Source organism: Methylobacterium nonmethylotrophicum (genome assembly GCF_004745635.1).
Taxonomy (GTDB): Bacteria; Pseudomonadota; Alphaproteobacteria; order Rhizobiales; family Beijerinckiaceae; genus Methylobacterium; species Methylobacterium nonmethylotrophicum.
Window position 1 is genome coordinate 34,684 of record NZ_SRLB01000030.1, and the last position, 21,649, is coordinate 56,332.

Consider the following 21,649-nt stretch of genomic DNA (forward strand, 5'->3'; position numbering starts at 1 on the left):
CTCAGCGGACACCCGACGATGGGCACGCCAACCCGACAAGAGCCCTCGGGGCTCTGCGCTGCAAAGCCAGCCTTGCAAACGACGTGCCAGCGGCTACGGCGCGCCGATCTCCGCGCCGCGGTTGCGCCCGCGGGCGATGCGGTAGGCCAGGTCCGGGTGGCGGGCGCGCAAGGACGCGACCAGGGCCTGGGCCTGCGCGTCGCTGCCGGTGAGCGCGAAGCCGGTCGGCCCCCAGGAGCTCTGGCCGAAGCCGGCGATGCCCGCGGCCTCGACGCTCCCGAGCGCCGCCGCCACCTTTTCGCTGGCGTAGCGCCCGCCCTGGTGGGGCGCGAAGTAGTCGCCGATCCGGCGCTGGACCGCCGTGATGCCGGACCCGAAGCGGTCGAGATCCTCGGTCACCAGGGCGGGCAGGACCTGCATCAGCACCGTGCGGCAGATCTCGGCCGCCTCCGGCGCCGGGAAGCGGGGCAGCTCCCGGAAGGCGCGGCGCTCCTCGGAGCCGTGCACGCCGGTGCGGCCCGCATCGAGGATCAGCACCACCCGCCAGGGCTCCGGGAAGGGCAGCCGCGCGATCACGGGCGGCGGCGCGTCGCCGTCGTCGCGCCCGCCATCGACGATCAATCCGCCGGTGACGAAGGCCGCGAGGCCGACGCCGGAGCGGTTGCCGCGGTCGAGGGCGTCCGCGAAGGCGGCCGGCGCGAAGGGCGCGCCGTGGAGGGCGGCGAGCGCCGCCGCCACCGCCAGGGCGAGCTGGGTGCCCGAGCCGAAGCCCGCATGGGCGGGAATCGCCTCGGCCAGGTGGAAGGCGCCGGCCTCCGGCACGCCGAGGTGGCGGGCGGCTATCGCCGCGTAGGCCCGCACGCGCTCGCATTCGGCGGCGAGGCCGGGGAGATCCGTCCCGGTCACCGTCACGCTGTCGGCCCGGGCGGCGGTGAGGTCGATCGCGGGTGCGTCGAGGCTGAGGCCGATGCTGCCGAAGCGCCGGCCGAGCCCGCCATGCAGGTCGAGGAAGCCGAAATGCAGCCGGGCCGGGGCGCGCACCCGCACCGCTGCCCGCGCCGTCCCCACCTCGTGCGCCAAACCGGCCTCGCTTCCTCAGGCGCGGGATCGCCTTGAGAGGAGGGATCCTGCGCCATGTGTTTCCCTGGACAGCCTGCGTCCGGCCGGGGCGAGTGTCCCACATCGCGCATCGGCCAGGCAACTCGCGGCGGGGAGGAACTTCGTCCTGGGCACGGTCCTGCGCCCCGGTATGACCGGGAGCCGGACTTTCGGGGGACTTGCCTCGCCGGGCGCCCGGATGCGACCGTTCCGGCAGCAACGACCGGACGGGATCGGGGGCGTACCGAACCGGCACCGATCCGCAGGATCGGCACCGATCTGTCGGATCGGCACCGATCTTCGATCGGCAGGAGCGAGCGAGGGCGGATGACGGCCTGGATCGACGGGCAGGCGGTGGAGCGGGACGCGGCGGTCGCGGCGGCGGCGGCCCTGCTGGCAGGCGCGCGCGCGCCCCTGGTCGCCGGCCTCTGCGCCGAGGCGGCGGCCGTGCAGGCGGCCTTCGATCTCGCCCGCGCCATCGGGGCCTCCCTCGATCCCGCCGCGGGGGCGCCCCTCTATGCCGATCTCGGGGCGCTCGCCGCGGGCGGCGCCATGACCACGACGCCGGCCGAGGCGCGGGGGCGGGCCGACCTTGTGCTGGCCCTCGGGCGGGCGCCCTGGGCCTCGGGCCTGCTGCACGACCTCGCGGCGGAGGGGCCGGTCCGCGGCCGGGCGGCCGGGCGGCCCCGCGCGGTCGTCGCCCTCGGCGGTCCCGGCGACGGCGGCGTGCAGCACGTCGCCTACCCGGTGGACGCGGCCGGGCTGCCCGCGTCGGTCGGCCTGCTGCGCGGCCTCGTCGCCGGCCGGGTCGCCGGCCCCCATCCCCTCGCCGACCTCGCGGTGCGCCTGCGCGAGGCGCTCTACGGCGTGGTGGTGGTCGACCCCGCCGAGATCGGCGCCCTCGGGACCGAGATGCTGAACGGCCTCGTCAAGGACCTGAACGAGACCACCCGCTGCTTCGCCCTGCCGCTCGGCGACCCCCACCAGGGCCGGGCCGTGGCGCAGGTCGCGGCCTGGAGCACCGGACAGGGACCGCGGGTCGGCTTCGGCCGCGGCCATCCGGAGCACGATCCCTGGCGCTTCGACGCCGCGCGCCAGGTCGCCGCCGGCGAGGTCGACGCCGCCCTCTGGCTCGCCTCCCTGCCGGCCCCCCTGCCCGCCTGGACCCGTAACCTGCCGACCGTGGCGCTCCTCGGGGCGTCTCAGGACGACGCGATCCGGGGAGACGAGGCGCGGGTGGTGATCGGCGTCGGCGTGCCGGGCGAGGCGTTCGGCGCCGCCCTCTGGCATCCCGGCCGGGCCGCGATCGCCTGGCACGAGGCGACCGCACCACGGCCGGCCGCGAGCCCCGCCGCCGCGATCCTGGCCGAGATCCTGACCCAGACCTCGGCCGACCTGCGGTCCGGCCTTGCCGGCCGGCCCGCCCCGCATCCGGAGCCCGCCTCATGCTGACCCGCATCGCCGGCGGCCGGGTGGTCGATCCGACCGCCGGGCGCGACGCCGTCGGAGACGTCTGGATCGAGGACGGCCGCATCGTCGCACAATCAGATCCAGCCGTTGCCGACCGCGCCCCCGACCGCACCATCGACGCCGCCGGCTGCATCGTGATGGCGGGGGGCGTCGAGGTCCATTCGCACATCGCCGGCGGCAACGTGGTGCTGGCGCGCCTGCTGCTGCCGGAGCTGGGCGTGTCCGAGCCCGGCGCCCCGAACCCGCACGGCTCGGGCAGCGACGTCGGCCAGCTCTACGCCCGGATGGGCTACACCACCGCGGTCGAGCCGGCGATGCCGCCGGTCAACGCGCTGGCGACCCAGCTCGAACTCGCCGAGATCCCGCTCCTCGACCGGGGCGGCCTCTGCGTCATGGGCAATGACGACCACCTGCTGCAGCTGCTGCGCGATCGGGCGGGCGCAGAGGCCGTGCGCGACCTCGTCGCCCTCAACCTCGCGACCTCGCGGGCGCTCGGGGTCAAGGTCATCAATGCCGGCGGGGCCGACGCCTTCAAGGACGGGGCGGTGCGCTTCTCCCTCGACGACGAGGTGCCGGCCTACGGGCTCACCTCGCGCACGATCCTCACCGGGCTCCTCGACGCGGTCGAGACGCTGAAGGTCCCCCACCCGCTCCACGTCCATTGCAGCAATCTCGGCCTGCCGGGGGCCGACGACAGTCTGATCGAGACCCTGGAGGCGGCGGAGGGGCGGCGCATCCACTTCGCCCATGCCCAGTTCTACGCCTACGCGGCCGTGGACAAGGACAACCCGCTGACCGGCGGCTTCGCCTCCGCCGCGCCGCGCATCGCCGAGGTGCTGGCCCGCCACCCCAACGCCACCCTCGATATCGGCCAGGTGGTGTTCGGCCAGACCGCGACGATCTCGCTGGACATCCTGCGCCAGTTCTCCGGCCGCAAGGCGGCGAGCCCGCGCAAATGGATCCTGAATGCCGGCGACGCCGAGGGCGGCGGCATCGTGCCGTTCCGCTACCGCGACCGCGGGCCGACCTCGTCGCTGCAATTCGCCATCGGGCTCGAGCTGATGCTGCTCTCGCCGGACCCGGAGCGCACCATCCTGACCACCGACCACCCCAATGGCGGGCCGTTCACCGCCTATCCGCGCATCCTCCACCTGCTGATGGACAAGGAGGCGCGGGACCGGGAGCTCGCCTCCCATCCGAGGGCCGCCACCGAGCGGTCCGGCCTCTCGGGGATCGCGCGCGAATACACCTTCTCGGAGGTGGCGCAGCTCACCCGCTCCGGCCCGGCGAAGCTCCTGGGGCTCTCCGACCGCGGCCACCTGCGCCCGGGGGCCCGGGCCGACATCGCGCTCTACCGCGACCAGCCCGACCGGACCGCGATGTTCGCCCGCGCCCACCGGGTGCTGAAGGACGGGGCGGTGATCGTCGAGGACGGCGAGGTCGTCGCCTGGTCGCGCGGCCGCACGCTGTCCCTCGCGGTCGAGGCCGATGCCGGCATGGCGCGGCGGGCGGAAACCTACCTCCAGGGCCGCTTCGGGGCCGGGCTGTCGAGCTTTTCGGTCCCCGACGCGGCGTTCCCGGGGCGCGCGGTGTTTGAGGCGGTTCCATGCCGGACCTGATCCTCCACGGCATCCGGGTCGAGGACACCTTCGCGGAGGCCTTCGACATGGCGGCCACCGCCCTGGTGCTCACCGCCGAGACCGCTGAGTGGGCGATGATCGCCGCCACCACGATGACGGGCTTCGCCACCTCGGTGATCGGCTGCGGCGCCGAGGCCGGGATCGATGCGGTGCTCGCGCCCGACGACACCCCGGACGGGCGTCCGGGCGTGCGCGTGCTGCTGTTCGGCTTCGATGCCGGCGGCCTCAAGGACCAGCTGCTGCGCCGGGTCGGGCAATGCGTGCTGACCTCGCCGGGCAGCGCGGTCTATGCCGGCATCGCCTGGGACGACCCGAATGTGGCGAAGGCGCTCAAGCTCGGCGGGGCGATCCGCTATTTCGGCGACGGCTTCGCTACGGCCAAGCGCGTCGAGGGCCGGCGCTACTGGCGCACGCCAGTGATGGACGGCGAGTTCCTGTGCGAGCATTCCGTGCCGACGATCAACGGCGCCGTCGGCGGCGGCAACCTGCTGTTCCTCGGCCGGCGCTTCGCCGAGACCCTGCGGGTCGCCGAGATCGCGGTCGCGGCGGCCCGCGCCGTGCCGGACGTGATCCTGCCCTTCCCGGGCGGCGTGGTGCGCTCCGGCTCCAAGGTCGGGGCACGCACCAAGGGCATGATGGCCTCGACCAACGACGCCTATTGCCCGACCCTGAAGGGCCGCGCCGGCTCGGCCCTGCCGCCGGAGGTCGACGTGGTGCTGGAGATCGTGATCGACGGGCTCTCGGCCGGTTCCGTGGCCGCGGCGATGCGGGCGGCGTTGCACGCCGCGACCCGGGCCGGCGGCGACCTCGGCCTCGTCGCGGTGACGGCGGGCAATTACGGCGGCAATCTCGGCCGCCACCACTTCCACCTGCGCGACCTCGTCGGGGAGGCCGCATGAGCGTTCTCACCCTGCGCGAGGCGCCGCCCGAGCGCCTGGACCTCGCCGGCCTGACGCCCGCCTTCCTCGCCGGCCTGTCGGAGATTGAGGCCGCCCGCCTGCCGGTCGGCACCAGCCGCCGCGGCCTCACCCTCGGCGACTGCTTCGCGCTCACTCTCGACGGGTCGGACGACTTGCGGATCCTGGGCGCCACGGACCGCCTCGACCGGGTCGGGGCGGGCCTTGCGGCCGGCCGGATCGTCGTCGAGGGCGATGTCGGCCAGCGCCTCGGCGCCGGCATGACCGGCGGCAGCCTCGAGATCGGCGGCTCCGCCGGCCCCTTCGCCGGAACGGCCGCGACGGGCGGCACGATCCGCATCGCGGGCGATGCCGGCGAGAGCGCCGGCGGCGCGGTCCACGGCGCGGCCGCGGGGCTCGACGGCGCGACCCTGGTGATCGGCGGCACAACGGGCGAGCGCCTCGGCGACCGGATGCGCGCCGGGCTGATCGTGGCGAAGCGGGCCGGCGCCCATGCGGGCGCCCGGATGATCGCCGGCACGATCGTGGCGGAGGAGATCGGCGACCACCCGGGCTACGGCATGCGCCGCGGCACCCTCGTGGCGGCCCGCCACGGCGCCCTGCTGCCGACCTTCGCCGAGACCGGGCGCCAGGACCTCGTCGTCCTGCGCCTCATGGCGCGCTCCCTCGCGCGCCTGTCGCCGGAGGCCGCGGCACTCCTGCGCGCACCCCTGCGCCGCCATTCCGGCGACCTCGCGACCCTCGGCAAGGGGGAGCTGTTCACGCCGGAAGGATAAGGGCGCCATGGGATTGCCCCGGATCGGATACTGCTGGCGGGTCCTTTTGTCCGGTCAGCTCGTTGATGTGGCAGCGCCATCCGACGCTCGCGGAGGCTCGTCACGTCGCTGCCGCCAAGCTCTCCCGACGAGGTTCCGAGCCAGACCGCCGCCGTGGCGCGGGCCGCGTTCCCGTGGGGCAATGCCTCTATGCGGCTGAGGGATGAACTCGGCACCGTGCTCGCTGACGCCCCATTCACGGCGTGGTTTTCCGCCCGCGGCCGCCCGGCCGAAGCGCCCTGGCGGCTGGCTCTCGCCACCGTGCTGCAGTTCGCCGAGACCCTCTCGCTCGGATCGCCGCGCCGCCGAGGCGGCGCGTGACCGCATCGACTGGAAGTACCTCCGGGACCCCGGCCTTCAGGTCTACCACCTCGCATGGCTGCTCGGGTTCCAGGAGACCGGCGCCTTCACCCATGCCTTCCGGCGGCGGACGGGTCGAACCCCGACGGAAGCCCGCACCTGCGCCGTGCGAAGTGTCTGTTGAGCGGCGACCTCTTCTCAATGGCATGATTAGCGAAGAGAAACATTCCGATATCGACAATTCAAGGTCGCGCTTCGGGAGCAAGGTCGGCCACAACGAGTCTTCGCTTTTTGTCTTAGTTTATTCATGGCGCCTTCAAGACAGATATTTATAAAATTAAAAACTTGAAGTGTGGCTGCTCAACGCCGAAAGAAACAGAATATATATTTATAAATCATAAATCACAGTTTTGTACTATCAATAATTTTGTTTTCAGTATGCGATGGCAAGATGCTTTCGACTCGGCTCGTTATGTTTTGTTTATTGAGGCTTGGCGGGCCCCTCATTGATCGAAGCCGCAGTTCCTTGTGCGGCTGAAACCTGCCCGTATGACCAAGGACAAAGCTCGTTAATCGGCGGCTTCGAAGCGCACACGGTGCAAATGAGCGACGCACACCATGGAACCCCAAAATTAGATGCTCGATCCCGGCATGCGGTGTGACGGATCGAGCCCGAAGCGTTCGCATTCTATTATCCAGGTCTGGCACGTGAACGCGTAGGGCGCGAGGCCCCGCAGGGTCCTGAGCCGGCACGCAGCGGGACCAACCAACTGGTCAGCGGACACATGACGGGCGTATGCTCGCGAATTCTGCCGCTGGGCGGTTACTGTGGACAGTCGAGGACTGGGTTCCTGCGACGCCTCCAGCATGGGCACGCCGACGAGCCCTGATGGCTTCTTCTCCTGTCCCGTTGGATCAAGCCGACTCGGCGGCCTGGCCCTAAATCTCAGGTCACATCGTCTGGTACATCTGCTCAACCCGAGCCGCAGCTCGGGACTTGGTGGGGCGACACGCGTCCACGTTTTCGGGAACCAGTCATTCGGTCGACGCGACTATCCCTTGGAGTGCTTCGCGATGCGCGTATGGAGCCTGACAGCGGCTTTTGCCGTCACGTTCGCGGTCTCTCTCGGAATGGGTATGCCCGAACAGGGCTGGATCACGATCGGCAGAGCCGAAGCGGCAGGCGGCTGCGGACCCGGCTTCCACCGCGGTCCGTACGGAGGCTGCCGGCCGAACGTCTACGGCGGCTATTACGGGCGGCCCGGCTACTACGGCTATCGAGGGGGAGCCGTCTATGGCTACCGCCGCGGGGGTGTCTACGGTTATCGGGGCGGCCGAGTCTACGGAGGGCGCGCGGTCTACGGCCGCCGGGTTGGCGGTTTCCACGGTGGTCGTGCCTATCGTGGCGGTGGCCGGTTCCGCCGCTGATGCGCAACGCGTTGGTCTTCTTGGTGCTCGGGGGATCGGGCGCTCGATCGCTGGCTCTCGCTGAGGATCTCCCGCCTGTGGCCACGAGGACGATGAACCAAGCCCAACCCCCCTTGGCGTCGAACCGGATCACCGCATCGCGCAAGGCTTGCCGCGCCATCCCCGCCACCCGGGCTCGGCTGAAGCCTTCCGGCGGATGCGTGATCGCCAGCATTCGCTGCGCAGCCGAGCAGCAGGGCCCTCTCCCCGTCCGGCGTCTCAGCTCCGCCGGCATCGCGATCTCCTCGCGGATCGGCAGATTGCACCCCAGTCCGACCCGCCGCCCGGCAAGCGCCCCGCCGCTCCCCAGTGGCGTTGGCTTGCTGGTCCGTCCCCGGCGGCGACTTGAGGCCGAGACTGCGCGGCGTCCGCCGGCCGCCCCGTCGGCGAGCGCTTAGAACGGCGATCGGCACAGGCAGAATGAATGTTTTTGGCATGAATACTAGCAGGCAATGGTCTTTGATCGAGCGGATCCAAGGTAGATGAATATTACCTGTTTGGCAATTAGCACAGGGAGCAGGTCATGATACTCCGCAAATGCATGGCTGAGGGAATCGGCACCTTCTGGCTCACCTTCGCGGGCTGCGGCAGCGCGGTGATCGCGGCGGGCTTCCCGCAGGTCGGCATCGGGCTGCTGGGCGTCTCGCTCGCCTTCGGGCTCACCGTGCTCACCATGGCCTATGCCATCGGGCACATCTCGGGCTGCCACCTCAACCCGGCCGTGACGGTCGGGCTCGCGGCGGGCGGGCGCTTCCCCACGAAGGACATCGGGCCGTACGTTGCCGCGCAGGTCGCGGGCGCGGTGGTCGCGGCGTCCCTCCTCTACTCCATCGCGAGCGGATCGCCGGACTTCGACCCTACGAAGGGCTTTGCCGCCAACGGTTACGGCGAGCATTCGCCCGGCCGCTACGGCGTGATCCCGGCGCTCCTCGCCGAGGTGGTGCTCACCATGATGTTCCTGTTCGTGATCATGGGAGCGACCCACGGCAAGGCGCCCGCGGGTTTCGCCCCTATCGCTATCGGCCTGTGCCTGACGCTGATCCACCTCGTCGGCATTCCGATCGACAACCTCTCGGTGAACCCGGCGCGCAGCACCGGGCCGGCGCTGTTCGCGGGCGGCTGGGCGCTGGCGCAGCTCTGGTTGTTCTGGGTCGCGCCGCTCGCGGGCGGGGCCTTCGGCGGCGTGCTCTACCGCTGGCTCTCCGAGGAGCCCTCCGCCCAGGTCACTGGCGTCAACCCAGCAACGCGCACGGTCTGATGGATCACCGGTCGCACGGGGATGGTCACGGCAAGACCGTCCTTTGCTCAGTCCGAGGCAGCCTATGTACATCTGGTTTCCAGGACCATGCCTTCTGGAGTGTTGCCTGAGCGATTGGCGTCGCTTTATCGAGCACCCTGGCGGTGGCCACCTTCGCGGCACCGTCGAGACCGTGAGCCATGCACCCTATGGGGCCGACACGGAGGGGGTGGCGCCTCACTGCGACAGAGCCATCGCGGCGGTGACCGGCGTGCTGCGGTCGCTGTGCAGCCCGCACTGGAGCACGGAGGAGGGGCTGCTGCCCCGTCTAGAGCCGGAGGATACCACGCCCTACAAGCGCGTCTTCCGAGCCCCGGTTCTCGCAGGAGATCGCCGCGCTGGTGTTCCCGGCCGGCTCCTGCGACGGTCGATCGAAGGCGCGAATCCGCTCATTCGCGCCGTGGCGGAGCGGCGCATTCGGCGGCGTGAGGCCGTCATCCCGGCTGACGTGACCGCGGACGTTCAGCGGCGCGTGCGCTCGACGGCGATTCGGCAGCGGATGAGCAAGATCCACGTCGCGCAGGCACTGGCGATCGGTCCGCGCACGCTGTCCCGCCGCCTGAAAACCGAGGGGACGACGGTCAAGTTCGTCACGAACCAGACGCGGCTCGCTATGGCCAAGCAACGGCTGGCCGACACGACCATAAGCTTGGCGGAGATCCCGGCCGCCCTGGAATTCTCGGAGCCTGCTGCGTTCACGCACGCTTTCCGGCGCTGGACAGGCATGATGCCGAGCGCATGGCGCAAGGAACGATGGGCAGAGTGACGGCAACCAACTGATCCGACGTCCACGACGCGAGCTGCGGGAGAAAGCCGCCATGCAACTTGCATGTTTCGTCCATGTCACCGCACTCGGCCTGGGCCTTGGCGTATCGGTCGCCATGCCGGAGGCACGAGCAGCCGCGGCCGGCGTGTCGGGTTACCAGGGCGCGTGGCTGTTGAGCGGGCGTGATTGTGCGGACGTGTACCCCTCCTCGGGGAAGGGAACGTCGTTCAAGAGGCCGCTCGACCTCTTCGCCCCTGCCTTCATCGTCGCCGGTAACCGCCTGAGAACGCCGGGGGCATCGTGCCGCATCGCATCGATCAAACCGGCCGGCGACCGTCAGATTCTCATGCTCGACTGCGCGAACGCCGTCTCGGCCAGCGAGGTCAGGGTGTTCCTGGCGGTGTCGCCGAACGGGAGCCTGAAACGCTACTACAGTGAGCAAGACCCGACCGGGGTCGAGTACCAGCGCTGCTCACGGTAACGAGCCGACCTTCCTGGCTCCCGTGGTACGGATGCCGCAAGCGGTGGCGGCGCCTCTCACGCGGTCGATCATGGAAATATCACACAGGCATCGCGAACAAACAAGGCGCGCAGCTTGTCCCAGAAATTTCCACCTAGCACGAAAACGCTCGCGATCTGCATGACATCCATCAAGGCATCGACCCAGAATCGGTCTTTGACGAGATCCGGCGCAACCTGACCGGCATAGGGTTCGAGAAATCCCTCAACGATAGGCAGGCAAAACATGATCAGGCCGATCTTGTAGCGCGTCGGCCCGACTTCCTTCTGAGGTGCAATCCGGTTGAACAGACGCTGTTTGAGGAAGGCGAAGCCTGGCTTGCCCAGGACAGCGATCGCGCTGACGAACAACACCTTCTGGAGGATCACGCCTATGCCGACGAGTGTTGCCACCGTCGTTACGGGCAGGCCATGAAAGACGATGGGCGACAATAGACCATAGGGGATGAGAGCCAGCGGGAAGAGCACGAAACCCAGTCTCAGGCGCCATCCTGTCGGCAGAACCGCCGCGACCGAAGTGATTTCACGAGCCATCGTCGCCTCCTGCAATGTCACGCTCGACATCCACGGCCGTGTGGGTGTGCGGTTCAGGAATCGCTCTGCGGTAGCTTGGATGAGACGATTGGGACAGCCGCGCCGCGATCAATGGCGAACAGCCTCGGGCATCCACGGAGTGACACGCACCACTCCCGCTTCTCGTCTCTTGTCCATGCTCAACCCGCACCGAGCGAATACCTTCAGCATCGCCGTAATCGATCTCCGTTTGACTGAAGCGACGCTTCGCCTCGAGGAAACGGCGGCGAATGGACTGATCGCTGGCGTGGGAGATGGTGGCCGGCATACCGTCCCGGTCGTCCGGGGGCAGCGCGCGGACCTCCAGTGGCCGACCGTCGTGCAGGCGTTCGACGGCAGAATACCGCGACAGATCGTTCATGGCAGCCGCGCTCCTCACGGTTTCCGACGACCACCGCACGTTCAACCAGCCGACGTCGCACGACGCCCGGAGACGCGACCGGCCCCCGTCGCTCACAGAGGCGGCACCGACCAGCACCTCACGTCGGGCCGCATCGGCGTAGCCGTGTCCCTGCGCCGTTCGTGCGCGCCACAATGCTTGCCCCCTCTCACCCTTGACGACGCCTCACGTTCATGAGTCAAAGCGTTGATACGTGCAAAATTTCGACAGACTTTCGACAACGCATTCTCGCGCCGCTCACCTCGTGGATCACGCTCACGAAGTAGAGGTCGAGACGCCGTGCCGCCTGTACATGATCGCCTGACACGGCTTGAGCGTTTTCCGACGAAGCGGATACCGGTTCGTCGAGGAAAATGCGGCAAAATCAAACAGCCAGAGCACTGCTCGATTGCAACGCGATCGGGCAGTGCTCGCGGGCGGTGGCGGCGCCGCGATGGTGCTCACGGCGGATGACATCCTCGGCCTTGCCGGCGGCCAGTCGTTTCGGTGGCGCGCGCAGGATCGTGCCCGCGGCTCCCGTCGTGACCATGATCGCGAACTGAACCGAACCGACGATATTCATATTCGGCAGCCTAGGCAAGCCGTTGATTTCCTTGGGACGTGTTGCCGCCGACCGGCCCGGCTGCAGACTTCACCGATTTTGCCGGCTGTCCTCTTGGATCAAGCAACGGGCCCAGGTGACAATATGATCCAATCGACCGGGTTTTTGTAACAGCACGGACCTCTTCCTGTGTCCACAACCGCCTTCACCTATCTTTAGGCTTCGTGCCATGCTGTTCGGGATATTGTATCCCCTTATCGTTGCCGCTTGCCCGGCATCGCCTGCGCGGGCTCAGTCGGAAGGCGGCATTCACCAGCCGGCGGCACTCATCCACGGCAACGATTGCGAAATGGCCACCAACGTGCCGCTTCCCCCCATCGACGTTCGTGATGTCGCTTGCGCCCGGCACGACGCCTGCATCCCTGGAAGCGGCCTGCCCAGGCGGGAATGCAGCCTGAGACTGCGACGCGAGACGGGCTCCATCGCGCGCGATACGCGGCAGCCCGAGGATCGGCGTGCGCCGGCAGGCGTCGTCTCCGCCGGCGCTGCGCTCCGACGCTTCGACCCCATTGCCCCTCTCGCTGGCGTCAGCGTACCGGCGTCCGCACAGTATGGACGGCCTCCACCCAGCCCATACGGGCCTGCCTCCTACGCCTGCTAGGGCCGTCGTTGAGCGTGCTCGCTATCAACAAGGATAAGATCCAGCATACGAACAGTCGCGGTCAACAAGTAGCCGGCTCGCAGATAATCAAGAAGCTTAAAGCTTTTCGGCAACGAGGGAGCATGGAGAACGCTATGCGTAAGATTGTTTTGGCATCGGTGGCGGTGCTGGGGATGGGCGCGCTGATCACCGCGGATACGGCGGAGGCCCGCCGCGGCTTCGGGGGCGGCGGCTTCCGAGGCGGCGGTGGTGGCTTCGGAGGTGGTGGTTTCCGCGGCGGCGGCTTTGGCGGCGGCGGATTCCGGGGTGGTGGGTTCGCCGGTGACGGCTGGCGCGGCGGATTTGGAGGTTATCGTGGCGTGGCTGGCGGCTACCGCGGCGGCTTCTACGGTGGCCGCGGTTACGGCTACCGCGGCGGTTTCTACGGTGGTCGGGGCTATGGATATCGCGGTTACGGCTACGGTGTCGGTGCGGGTCTGGCCGGTCTCGCGGTTGGCATGGCTGTCGGGGCTGCGGCCAGCAACTATTATGGTGGCTACGGCTACGGCGATCCCTACTATGGCGGTTACACCCCGGCCGGCTATGGCTACAGCTACCCCGCGCAAGGGTATGGCGGCTGTACCTGCGGCTACTAACGCGACGGACAAACACCGGGTCCGCGGCCGGCAAGCCTGTCGCCGACGCGAACCCGGTGACGTTCGCAGTCGATTGAGTGTCTCTCACAAAACTCCCGATCGCCCGCATTGCTGCGTGTGGCGGCCTCGACGCAGCGGGAGTTGTGTGACGTGCACCAACTCGACAACGCGCTCGCTTGAGCTGACGCAGCTAACCCTCTCACCGATTAAACAGTCACTGAAAATAACGCTCGTCGGCGATGATAAATAATAATGAGGTTTTGGATTTTTGTCAGGCAAAATATTTAATAGCTGGTTTATACGTAAATTTGCAATCTTCCGATAAGCAATTTTACTTTAATTAAATTTTAATATTTTAATATGAAAACCATAGGTGCAATCTCCATAAATCGAACAACCCTGGGGTGAGAATTGTTTAACCGTTATATTGTGTCGTAATGTTTCTCAAGTGACAAAATATGGTAAATGACCAGACAAGGGAAATTTAGCACACATGATTTCTGTGGCATATCTCCTAAAAACTGTCTAATATAGGGGAGAAAAATGACTAAAAATGCTATCTCTCTCAAATATAAATTCGCTTTTTTTGCTGCAACAATGCTCATATTGCCGGTTGAACATTCTATAGCTCAGGCGATCTACGAAGGTAGGGCGCCAGCATATCAAGGTAGAGCGCCAGCATATCAACCTGATCCAAATTCTCCATTAGGCTGCCGGAGAACTGGGGCATGTGGAGCATTACGGCCGGGAAGTATTTATCGTGATCCCGGGCGGCGGCCTTGGGGATATGATCCTCGATTTGTTACAGTTCCTAGCGAAACCCGCCAACAGCGCCTTGATAGGATGATGCACCATATTCATCGTAGCCCAGGCGGCGGAGTAACTCGGTATGGTCCGTACATCCCAATGCGCCCGGCTCCGCTGGTCAGAACCGAAATTCCCCGTCAATCATATTTTCCCAGCTACCGATATCCTCAATATCGGACCGAGAGGCCGCGAAGATAAATTGTCACACAATGCTTCTAAGGGTCAGTATGGATCCTCACCGGCACAGCCTAAACGAAATATAAAACAAAACCACGCCGATTGACTCTGCATGGTTGGCATGTCTCGTTCTTGCGAGATGTGGGAGGGAAATGGCTCCTGTGTCCGGCTGCGGCCCGAGCACCGCGATCACGTCTGGTCCAACGACTTCGTCGAGGCGCGCACGCATGACGGGCGCAAGGTCCGCCTGCTGAACGTCATCGACGCGTTCACCCGCGAGTGCCTGGCGATCCGTGTGGCGCGCAAGCTCAAGGCACCGGACGTGATCGATGTGCTCTCGGACTTGTTCATCCTGCGTGGCGTACCTGCCCACGTTCGCTCTGACAATGGACTGGAGTTCATCGCCCAATCCGTGCAGACGTGAATCCTCGCCTTGGGCGCATGGACTGCCTACATCACGCCTGGGTCACCGCGGGAGAACGGCTACATCGAGAGCCTGAACGCGAGACTGCGGGACGAGTTGCTGAACGGGAAGATCTTCTGCTCTCTGCGAGAGACGCAGATCGTGATCGAGAGCTGAAAGAGAGACGAAGGCGGGGTTCGTCCGCACGCCTCGCTCGGCGATCGCCCGCCAGCCCCGGAGGTGTTCGTGCCGGCCTTGGTGCCTCTCACACGACTCCCGATCGCCGGCCTTGCTCAGTAAGGCGGACTCGGCGCAGCGGGAGTGTTGTGAGGCGCACTTAACCGCTCGGCCGGCTGCGCTCGCCCGACCAGCTCGCCGGCCAAGCTACCTGTGGTGGTAAGGCCCACGGTCCACTCACCTTCCACTCGGGCCACCCCGTGGGCGCTGATCCGTTGGAGCGCCTCAACGGCGAGATCAAGCGGCGCACCGAGGTCGTCGGCATCTTCCCCGACGAGTCCGCAATCCGACGCCTGGTCGGCACGATCGTGCTGGAGCAGAACGACGACTGGACGATGCAACGATGCGGCTGCATGACCCCGGAAAGCATCGCCCTTGTCGGCGATGATCCCCTCGTCAGCCTGCCGAACCTCGCAGTCTGATCAGTCGGGCCCCGCCGGTCATCGTGGCGAACCAGCATCAGCGACACCACGCCTTGGGACGCGATCCGCCCCCGACCGGCCGCACCAAACAGACCCTCGAGACGAGATGATCGACCGCGCCAGCAGGATGCTGAAACCGAGTGCTCGGCACGTCCCCATTGCAGTGAACCAAATCTTGGAGCTCGCGTTGGCGCACGGTGGATATCGTTCCTAAGCCTCCGATAAATCTGGGCCATCATCACATAGCATTAAATATTTATCGGTCAAATCAGCAAGCTCGTCTCTCAATCTGACTGCATTGTATCGATGAAACTCTGATAGAGTATGGAGCATTCCGGCATCATCAATCTTGCCAATATGGCGAAATTTCAGAGATAGCTCTGAAATGTTAGCGGCCAACATTTCATCGGCGGCGATCCCCGCAGCGATGACGCGCATCAACTCAAGAATTTCGGCACGCACAACCTGCTCCCTCGGCAAAATCTTTTGCGCAAGAGAGTGGCACCCGTTCTGTCGTGGAGATACTCCCAGGGGGTTATGAGAGGTGAGGCGGTACGGGCAACCGCGCGAGAGGTGTGGGATGGGTGCAGTCTGAAAGGACCGCCCCTATCCCGATCACCCTTCACTCATTCGACCCACTCCGCGATCTGCTCCCTGCAGTGCAAGTCGGTCAGATCGGCGCGATGAAGGTTCTCGTCGATCTCAATCGATCCGAACGGCCCCCGTCGAGTGCCCATGCTTGTCATGACCAACGATGTACCAGTGTCCGTTCATCTGGTAGTACGTGGCCTTTCCACCAGAGACGTGGTCCAGCTCAGACATATCAAGCTCGTCCTGGTCAAGAGCGGCAGAGATCAACGATTCGTCGTCACGAGAACCGGTGATCTTGTTCGAGGAGGTAAGCATTTCGTCTCTCCAGTATGATTGCCCCTAAAGGGTGAATGCATAGTGGAACGCCGCCATCGCAGATTCTGTGATGCAGATCACACAAGCCTGGACAGGCGCGCGAAGAGAGGCAGGCGTCGGATGACCCGGCCGGCTGAGGGGGGAAAAGCCACTGCCACCGAGCGAGGCGTCCCTCACCACGCGCACGAGGCGGCACCTTTGCATAAGCGCCGGTATGGACCAGCTCTGAACGACAAAGGCCGCCCCGAGGAGCGGCCTGCTTTGCGATGTTCACGGCTCGCACGGTCGGGTGGAGACGCGCTCTACCAGCCATGGACCGTGTGGGTGCGGGGCCCGCTCGGCAGCGTGACTGTCGCCCAGGTCAACCGCTGAGGCGACTGCATCTGGTGCTGCAACGCCGGCGGCAGATTGGAAAAGAAGTTCGCGCCACCGACGGCCTGATCCAGGCTCTTGTCGCTCAGCTCCACAGCCGGCGCCTGGTCCTCAACCTTGTGGGTGGGCTTGGCGGAGAAGGTGTTGAAGAGGCCCATCGTTCGCTCCCGTTGTCCGGCTTGGCGCCGCGTCCATGAGAGGAAGATGCAGTACCCCAGTACCTAAAACCGTGCGCCGCCGCACGCGGCTAACCAATCTCCGTCGGCATGAGGCGCCGCAACCCGCGCCGAGCCTACGATAACAGGGTCGAGAGATCCCGCCGCCCAGGGTGGGTGACTGCCGCGCGCGGGGCGAAACCACGGCCGCCGCGACCTGCCATGGCTGCCACCACTACGCCCGCCTCACGGTTGAGATCGGGCGAAAGAGGGAGCCGAAGCCAGATACGGAGGTCTGATCCTCGTCGTCGGGCAGGATGTGCCGTGGCCGGAGGGGTGGCGACCAGACGAGGAAGCCCGGTTCGGCGGCGGTCGGCGGGGCTGAAGGCGTCGACCGAGGAGAGCCGCCGGCTGGCAACAGAGGCACTGGGACGGTTCCGGACAGTGCCGGCCTGCGATGCGCATCGGTTCGCCAGAGGCCCACGAAGAGGTGGCCAGACTCCTCTGCACCCCCAAGCCTGCAGCACGCCCGTGGCAGCTCTGCGGCCTCAGCTCAAGTGCCAACTCGCATCCAGAGTCGAGACGATGCTGATCCCCGTCCGGTTCACCCCGTTCATGTACCAGAGATCGACCTCGTTGGTCTGCGTGTTGTGCAGCACGAGGTCGAACTTCCCGTCCGCGTTGAAGTCGCCCGCCTGGTCCGCCGTCCAGGCCGTGCCAGGGTTGGCGATGTAGCCCGATCCCGCCCCGATCGTGCGCCCGTTTAGCAGCCACGCATCCAGCTCGCCCGTGGCGCTGTTGCGTAGCACGAGGTCGGTCCGCCCGTCCCCGTTCAGGTCGCCCGTGGTCGCCACGCTCCAGTCCATGCCGGGGTTCCCCACGTACCCGCTCGTGCCCAGGATCGTGGTGCCGTTCATGAGCCACAGGTCGATCTCGCCCGTGTTGCTATTCCTCAGCACGAGGTCGCCGTGCGCGTCGCCGTTGAAGTCGCCCGTGCCCACCACCGACCAAGCCACGCCCGGATTGGCCACGTAGCCGCTGCCCGCCGAAATGTTCCCAGCATTGTCGAGCTTCCAGATGTCCACCTCGCCCGTGCTGTTCGTCAGCACGAGGTCGCTGCGCCCGTCCCCGTCTGTGTCCGCCATGCCGGCCACTGACCAGGAGGTCCCGGGGTTGGCGATGGCGCCGCCGCCCTTCACGCGCGCCCCGTCCATGAACAGGACATCGATCTCACCGGAACTCTTGCGCAGCACGAGGTCGGTGTGGCCGTCGCCGTTGGTGTCCCCGCGCCCGACGATCCGGTCGCCGGGTGCCAGGTTGAACACGGGCCCGCCGCCGCGGATGGTGCCGTCGCGCATGAGCCAGATGTCGATCTCACCGATGTCGTTGAGCCAGGTGAGATCCGCGTTCTGCTCGCCGTCGTAGTCGGTCATCGTGGTCGCGTTCAGTCCCGTACCCGGCGTCACCGCGATGCCGGCAAAGGGATCGATGGCGGCGGCGACCATGTGGGTTCCGGCCGCGGTACCGTCGGTCTGGTAGAGGTTGCAGACGCCGCTGCCGTCGAAGCCGGTGAAGTACAGGCTGCCGTTCGCCTGGACGATCTTCGTCGAAAAGCTTGACGCCGTCGCGCTTGGATTGAAGTTGTAGATCATCTGGGTTCCGGCTGCGGTGCCGTCGGTGACCCAGAGTTGATCGCCGTGACCGTCGCTCGACTCGAAGTACGCTTTCCCGCCCCAGACCGTCAGGCTGGTGATGTCGGAGCCACCTGAACCAGGTTTGATGTCCTTGATGAGCACTGTGCCGGCATCCGTGCCGTCGCTCTTCCAGAGTTCGTAGCCATGCGTTTCGTCAAATGCCCCGAACAGGAGCGAGCCGTTGAGGTTGGCCAGCGGGTTGGCAACGGACCCATAACTACCCGTGTCGATGTCCTTGACGAGGCTGGTGCCGGCGGCCGTGCCGTCCGTCTTCCATAGCTCGTTCCCGTGCGTGCCGTCATCGGCCATGAAGAACACCGTCCCGTTCACCGCCACGAAGGTGTTGGGGGCACTGCTGCCCGAGCCAGACCTAATGTCGGCGATGAGGCTGGTGCCGGCGTCGGTACCATCGCTCTTCCAGAGTTCGTAGCCGTTCACCCCGTCGTCGGCGCTGAAGTACAGGGAGCCGCCGGCCGCCGCTAAAAAGAAGGGGTTTGTACTGACTGTCTGAAAGACGGGCTTCTTGACGAGGCTGGTGCCGGCGCTCGTACCATCGCTCTTCCACAGCCCCCTGCTATCGCTCTCCCACGGCACTCCGCTGGAGCTGCTGTCCGAGGCGATGAAGTATAACGAGTCGCCTAGTACGACTGGGGTAGATGGATTGCTCCAACTTCCCGCCGGGGTTGATATCCTTGACGAGGCTGGTGCCGGCGTCGGTGCCGTCGCTCTTCCATAATTCGCGGCCGTTCACCCCGTCTTCGGCGCTGAAGTACGCGGAGCCCTGGAAGCTCTTGAAATTTCCCGGATAAGATCCCCCCAAGCGAGGAAAGATGTCCTTCACGAGCCGGGTCCCGGCGGGGGTGCCATCCGAGGTCCACAGCTCGTTACCCGTCTCATTGCCCGCCGCATTCATGAACAGGCGCGAGCCAACCATGGTGAGGTCGTAGGCGCCCTTTCCAGTGGTATTGATCGTGCTAATCAGGCGTGACCCGTCGGCGTCGGCCGTCCAGAGCTGGTTAGAGCGCGCAATCGTCCGCGTGAAATAGACGGCCTGCATCGAGCACCCGGAACTCGCTTGGATCAGGGAGCCACCATGCGTCGACTGTTCTGCTTTGGCAATGACTACGCCTTGGGCGAGGAGCACTGGCGGGCTATGGGCGAGGCGGTAGCGAGCTGCTCGCCGGCGGGCGCTGATCGAGGTGCAAATCAGCCCTGCCCCAGTCGAGGCTGGGCGGGTCCGGCCACGTGACGACGGCTTCGCGGGATCAGATGGAGATCCGAGTCATACGACGCCCGCCGCGACCGGCACCGACCCGTTCCCGGCCGAATAGCCTTCAGGCTCCATCCGTCCGCTCGCCGCGCGCCACCTCGGCCATCATCGCATCCGCGAGCGGGCGCTGAAGCTGCAGGGCCTCGTCGGCCGGCGCCTCGAGCCAGGTGCGCCACTCCTCTGGGGTCGTCAGCAGGACCGGCATCGCCTTGGGGTGCACCGGCCCGACCACGCCGTTCGCCGCCGTCGTCAGGAACGAGAAGAGACGGTGCTCCTCCGGCACGGGCTCGTCCCGCTTCGGGCCGCGCACGCCCGTCCAGGGCCGCCAGATCCCCGCAAATGCGAAAAGCGGCCGGCTCTCGTCGAGGGCGAACCACACCGGCGTCTTGCGGGGCTTCGTATCGGCGTACTCGCTGAAAGAGGTGACCGGCACGAGGCAGCGATGCGCGGGCTTGAGCCAGGGCCGCCAGTAGGGCGAGGCGACGTTGCGCACGTTGGTGACCGGCTGCGTGCCGAGCTTTTGTGGGGGCGGGAATCCCCAACGCATCATCGTCAGCACCCGCGCATCGCCGGACGCGTGGATGACGGGCGCCATCTGGTCGGGGAAGATCCCGGGCAGCGGCGGCAGGTTGCCGGCCTCGTCGCGGTCGACCGCGAAAGTGCGCCGGATCTCGTCCTGAGAGCGGGCAGAGCTGTAGAGGTTGCACATGGTCGGGATCGTAAGCGCTCTGACCCTGCCAGATTCTTGATGCGGCGCAGGGCGTGCCGCGATCCTTCGAACCGCTGCTTTCGACCCCTCGGACGTTCGGAAGGTGCTCGTGCAATCCACGCTGCCGACCCAACGCGCCCCCTCGCGGCGGATATCGGCGATGTCCGGTCGCGCGCGATGTCCGGACATGTGATTCCGTGACACGGTTCGCCGACCCCTCCTGGTCAGCCGGACTCTGGCGCCAAGCGCATCAGCGATGGATGGTCGCACGAGTTGTCCAGAACGGGGCGTTCTGTCGACATGCGACCCTGCTACCGGACGAGCGGCTTTCGTCGTACGCCGATCGTGCAATATAGTGACAGCTTCGCGCAGACTAAGTTCTTGGGCATGGCTGACCCGCCATCAGAGACGCGGCAGCCTGGGAGGGTGCGACCATGGCGGACATCGTTCGCCCCGCGGACGTCTGGGCAGATCGGGACGTGCCTGCCGAGACGCTGCTGCACCATGCAGAACCGGAGTGGGAGTTTCGTGAACTCGTCTATGGCGCGGGAGGGTCATGGGACGTCGTCACACCACGCCTGCATATCGCGTCTCACCTTGATCCGTTGCGGCAGCGGCTTGGGCCGGCCCGCGCCGCGTTCCGGACCGTTGCACCGAGCGCCGCGATCAGTGCCCCTGGGGATCATCTCGCAGGAGCGTGGGAAGGCGCCGGCCGTGGCCAGCACGTGACGGTGTCGCCCGGCTTTGTTGCGGCAGCCTTCGAACGCGACATGGGCGCGGAGACCGTTCTCAAGCGGCACTTCGCCTATCAGAGAGAGCCCGATACGGCAGACACAATCATTCAGCACCTTCTCAATTGCCTGTCAGTCGATCTTCTCGCAGGCAATCCCAGCGGCTCAGTTTTCTTGCAAACTATCGTGCTGGCAATTGTCCACCATGCACTGCGCGTGCCATCCACGTCGGTCGCCGTGGCACCGCAGCCGGGCGGCCTGTCACAGCGGCAGCTTCGCATAGCCATGGATCTCATAAATGAGCAGCTGCTTGGCAGACCAAGCCTGGCAGAAATGGCAGCAGCGCTCAATGTCAGCACGAGTTACTTCTGTCGGGCTTTCCGCTCGTCAACAGGGATGTCGCCCCACCAGTACGTTATTCAACAGCGTGTGGCGTTGGCTCGATCGCTCATCGAAACGAGCACTCTCTCGCTGAGCGAAGTGGCCCAGGCGGCCGGCTTCAAGGATCATAGCCAGATGACGGCGACTTTCCGAAAAGCACTCGGGATGCCGCCGTCACATTTTCGCCACAGCCCGCGCCGTTGAGTCGAACCCGCGCGACGGCCGGTTCCGGATTTCACAAATCGTGCCCGATCTGACAAGCACGCCATTGCCAAGATAGTTACGA

General features: G+C 66.4%; 21 protein-coding genes and 3 pseudogenes. 14 read left to right on the forward strand and 10 right to left on the reverse strand.

All coding sequences use genetic code 11. From position 1 onward, the window contains the following. Positions 1 to 93: 93 nt before the first annotated feature. Positions 94 to 1,080 (reverse strand): beta-ribofuranosylaminobenzene 5'-phosphate synthase family protein, encoded by a 987-nt coding sequence (locus tag EU555_RS28395; RefSeq protein WP_135418743.1) that lies wholly within the window; start codon positions 1,078 to 1,080, stop codon positions 94 to 96. Between the two features lie 345 nt (positions 1,081 to 1,425). Between EU555_RS28395 and EU555_RS28400 the strand changes: the two genes are divergently transcribed. The 10 genes and pseudogenes from EU555_RS28400 to EU555_RS28445 all read left to right on the forward strand — a co-directional run bounded on the left by EU555_RS28400 (position 1,426) and on the right by EU555_RS28445 (position 10,251). Further along, complete coding sequence (locus tag EU555_RS28400; protein ID WP_135418744.1) at positions 1,426 to 2,550, forward strand: molybdopterin-binding domain-containing protein; 1,125 nt, start codon at positions 1,426 to 1,428, stop codon at positions 2,548 to 2,550. Then, positions 2,544 to 4,187 (forward strand): formylmethanofuran dehydrogenase subunit A, encoded by a 1,644-nt coding sequence (locus EU555_RS28405; RefSeq protein WP_135418745.1) that lies wholly within the window; start codon positions 2,544 to 2,546, stop codon positions 4,185 to 4,187. Before EU555_RS28400 ends, EU555_RS28405 begins: the two co-directional genes overlap by 7 nt. Then, positions 4,175 to 5,107, forward strand: a complete 933-nt coding sequence (gene fhcD, locus EU555_RS28410; RefSeq protein ID WP_135418746.1) for a formylmethanofuran--tetrahydromethanopterin N-formyltransferase — start codon at positions 4,175 to 4,177, stop codon at positions 5,105 to 5,107. The genes EU555_RS28405 and fhcD overlap by 13 nt, the downstream gene beginning before the upstream one ends. Further along, positions 5,104 to 5,901 carry a formylmethanofuran dehydrogenase subunit C gene (locus tag EU555_RS28415; protein ID WP_135418747.1) on the forward strand — a complete coding sequence of 266 codons (798 nt, stop codon included), beginning with the start codon at positions 5,104 to 5,106 and terminating at the stop codon, positions 5,899 to 5,901. The genes fhcD and EU555_RS28415 overlap by 4 nt, the downstream gene beginning before the upstream one ends. Before the next feature lie 108 nt (positions 5,902 to 6,009). Continuing rightward, positions 6,010 to 6,283: pseudogene (locus EU555_RS37250) on the forward strand (transposase); the annotation flags it as partial. A gap of 36 nt (positions 6,284 to 6,319) precedes the next feature. Continuing rightward, on the forward strand, positions 6,320 to 6,424 hold the full coding sequence (locus EU555_RS37635; protein WP_342636502.1) for a hypothetical protein: 105 nt from the start codon (positions 6,320 to 6,322) through the stop codon (positions 6,422 to 6,424). An 890-nt stretch (positions 6,425 to 7,314) separates the two neighbouring features. Beyond that, positions 7,315 to 7,668, forward strand: a complete 354-nt coding sequence (locus EU555_RS37260; protein WP_135418749.1) for a GCG_CRPN prefix-to-repeats domain-containing protein — start codon at positions 7,315 to 7,317, stop codon at positions 7,666 to 7,668. A gap of 562 nt (positions 7,669 to 8,230) precedes the next feature. After that, a complete protein-coding gene (gene aqpZ, locus EU555_RS28435; RefSeq protein WP_135418750.1) occupies positions 8,231 to 8,965 on the forward strand; it encodes an aquaporin Z in 735 nt (244 codons plus the stop codon). Between the two features lie 241 nt (positions 8,966 to 9,206). Beyond that, positions 9,207 to 9,770 carry a helix-turn-helix domain-containing protein gene (locus tag EU555_RS28440; protein WP_245524543.1) on the forward strand — a complete coding sequence of 188 codons (564 nt, stop codon included), beginning with the start codon at positions 9,207 to 9,209 and terminating at the stop codon, positions 9,768 to 9,770. A 52-nt stretch (positions 9,771 to 9,822) separates the two neighbouring features. Further along, the gene (locus EU555_RS28445; RefSeq protein ID WP_425375164.1) at positions 9,823 to 10,251 is read left to right on the forward strand and encodes a hypothetical protein; all 429 of its coding nucleotides are present in this window, start codon (positions 9,823 to 9,825) and stop codon (positions 10,249 to 10,251) included. 68 nt (positions 10,252 to 10,319) lie between these two features. Here the strand turns inward: EU555_RS28445 and EU555_RS28450 are convergent, their stop codons facing one another. The 3 genes from EU555_RS28450 to EU555_RS28460 form a co-directional block, all read right to left on the reverse strand. Beyond that, positions 10,320 to 10,823, reverse strand: a complete 504-nt coding sequence (locus tag EU555_RS28450; RefSeq protein ID WP_167858682.1) for a transporter suffix domain-containing protein — start codon at positions 10,821 to 10,823, stop codon at positions 10,320 to 10,322. Next, positions 10,813 to 11,223 (reverse strand): hypothetical protein, encoded by a 411-nt coding sequence (locus EU555_RS28455; protein WP_135418753.1) that lies wholly within the window; start codon positions 11,221 to 11,223, stop codon positions 10,813 to 10,815. Before EU555_RS28455 ends, EU555_RS28450 begins: the two co-directional genes overlap by 11 nt. A 403-nt stretch (positions 11,224 to 11,626) precedes the next feature. Next, on the reverse strand, positions 11,627 to 11,824 hold the full coding sequence (locus tag EU555_RS28460) for a hypothetical protein (RefSeq protein ID WP_135418754.1): 198 nt from the start codon (positions 11,822 to 11,824) through the stop codon (positions 11,627 to 11,629). A 774-nt stretch (positions 11,825 to 12,598) separates the two neighbouring features. Here EU555_RS28460 and EU555_RS28470 point away from each other — a divergent pair. The 3 genes and pseudogenes from EU555_RS28470 to EU555_RS28480 all read left to right on the forward strand — a co-directional run. Next, positions 12,599 to 13,099: a hypothetical protein gene (locus EU555_RS28470; RefSeq protein ID WP_135418783.1), complete on the forward strand. Its 501-nt coding sequence runs from the start codon at positions 12,599 to 12,601 to the stop codon at positions 13,097 to 13,099. A 1,123-nt stretch (positions 13,100 to 14,222) separates the two neighbouring features. Continuing rightward, positions 14,223 to 14,786, forward strand: a pseudogene (locus EU555_RS28475) (integrase core domain-containing protein); the annotation flags it as partial. Between the two features lie 140 nt (positions 14,787 to 14,926). Next, positions 14,927 to 15,145 (forward strand): annotated as a pseudogene (locus tag EU555_RS28480) (transposase); the annotation flags it as partial. A 210-nt stretch (positions 15,146 to 15,355) separates the two neighbouring features. On the opposite strand, the gene EU555_RS28485 reads toward EU555_RS28480, so the two are convergent. The 6 genes from EU555_RS28485 to EU555_RS28510 all read right to left on the reverse strand — a co-directional run bounded on the left by EU555_RS28485 (position 15,356) and on the right by EU555_RS28510 (position 20,251). Continuing rightward, positions 15,356 to 15,607 (reverse strand): hypothetical protein, encoded by a 252-nt coding sequence (locus tag EU555_RS28485; RefSeq protein ID WP_135418756.1) that lies wholly within the window; start codon positions 15,605 to 15,607, stop codon positions 15,356 to 15,358. Positions 15,608 to 15,847: 240 nt separating this feature from the next. Further along, positions 15,848 to 16,051 carry a hypothetical protein gene (locus EU555_RS28490; RefSeq protein ID WP_135418757.1) on the reverse strand — a complete coding sequence of 68 codons (204 nt, stop codon included), beginning with the start codon at positions 16,049 to 16,051 and terminating at the stop codon, positions 15,848 to 15,850. A gap of 302 nt (positions 16,052 to 16,353) precedes the next feature. Continuing rightward, complete coding sequence (locus EU555_RS28495) at positions 16,354 to 16,581, reverse strand: hypothetical protein (protein ID WP_135418758.1); 228 nt, start codon at positions 16,579 to 16,581, stop codon at positions 16,354 to 16,356. 545 nt (positions 16,582 to 17,126) lie between these two features. Then, complete coding sequence (locus EU555_RS28500; RefSeq protein ID WP_135418759.1) at positions 17,127 to 18,866, reverse strand: ELWxxDGT repeat protein; 1,740 nt, start codon at positions 18,864 to 18,866, stop codon at positions 17,127 to 17,129. Further along, positions 18,847 to 19,329, reverse strand: a complete 483-nt coding sequence (locus EU555_RS28505; protein WP_135418760.1) for an ELWxxDGT repeat protein — start codon at positions 19,327 to 19,329, stop codon at positions 18,847 to 18,849. Before EU555_RS28505 ends, EU555_RS28500 begins: the two co-directional genes overlap by 20 nt. Before the next feature lie 277 nt (positions 19,330 to 19,606). Then, positions 19,607 to 20,251 (reverse strand): SOS response-associated peptidase, encoded by a 645-nt coding sequence (locus EU555_RS28510; RefSeq protein WP_135418761.1) that lies wholly within the window; start codon positions 20,249 to 20,251, stop codon positions 19,607 to 19,609. Between the two features lie 434 nt (positions 20,252 to 20,685). Here EU555_RS28510 and EU555_RS28515 point away from each other — a divergent pair, with 434 nt between their 5' ends. Beyond that, entirely contained in the window at positions 20,686 to 21,567 is an 882-nt protein-coding gene (locus EU555_RS28515; protein WP_135418762.1) for a helix-turn-helix transcriptional regulator, read from the forward strand. The last annotated feature ends 82 nt before the right edge of the window (positions 21,568 to 21,649 follow it).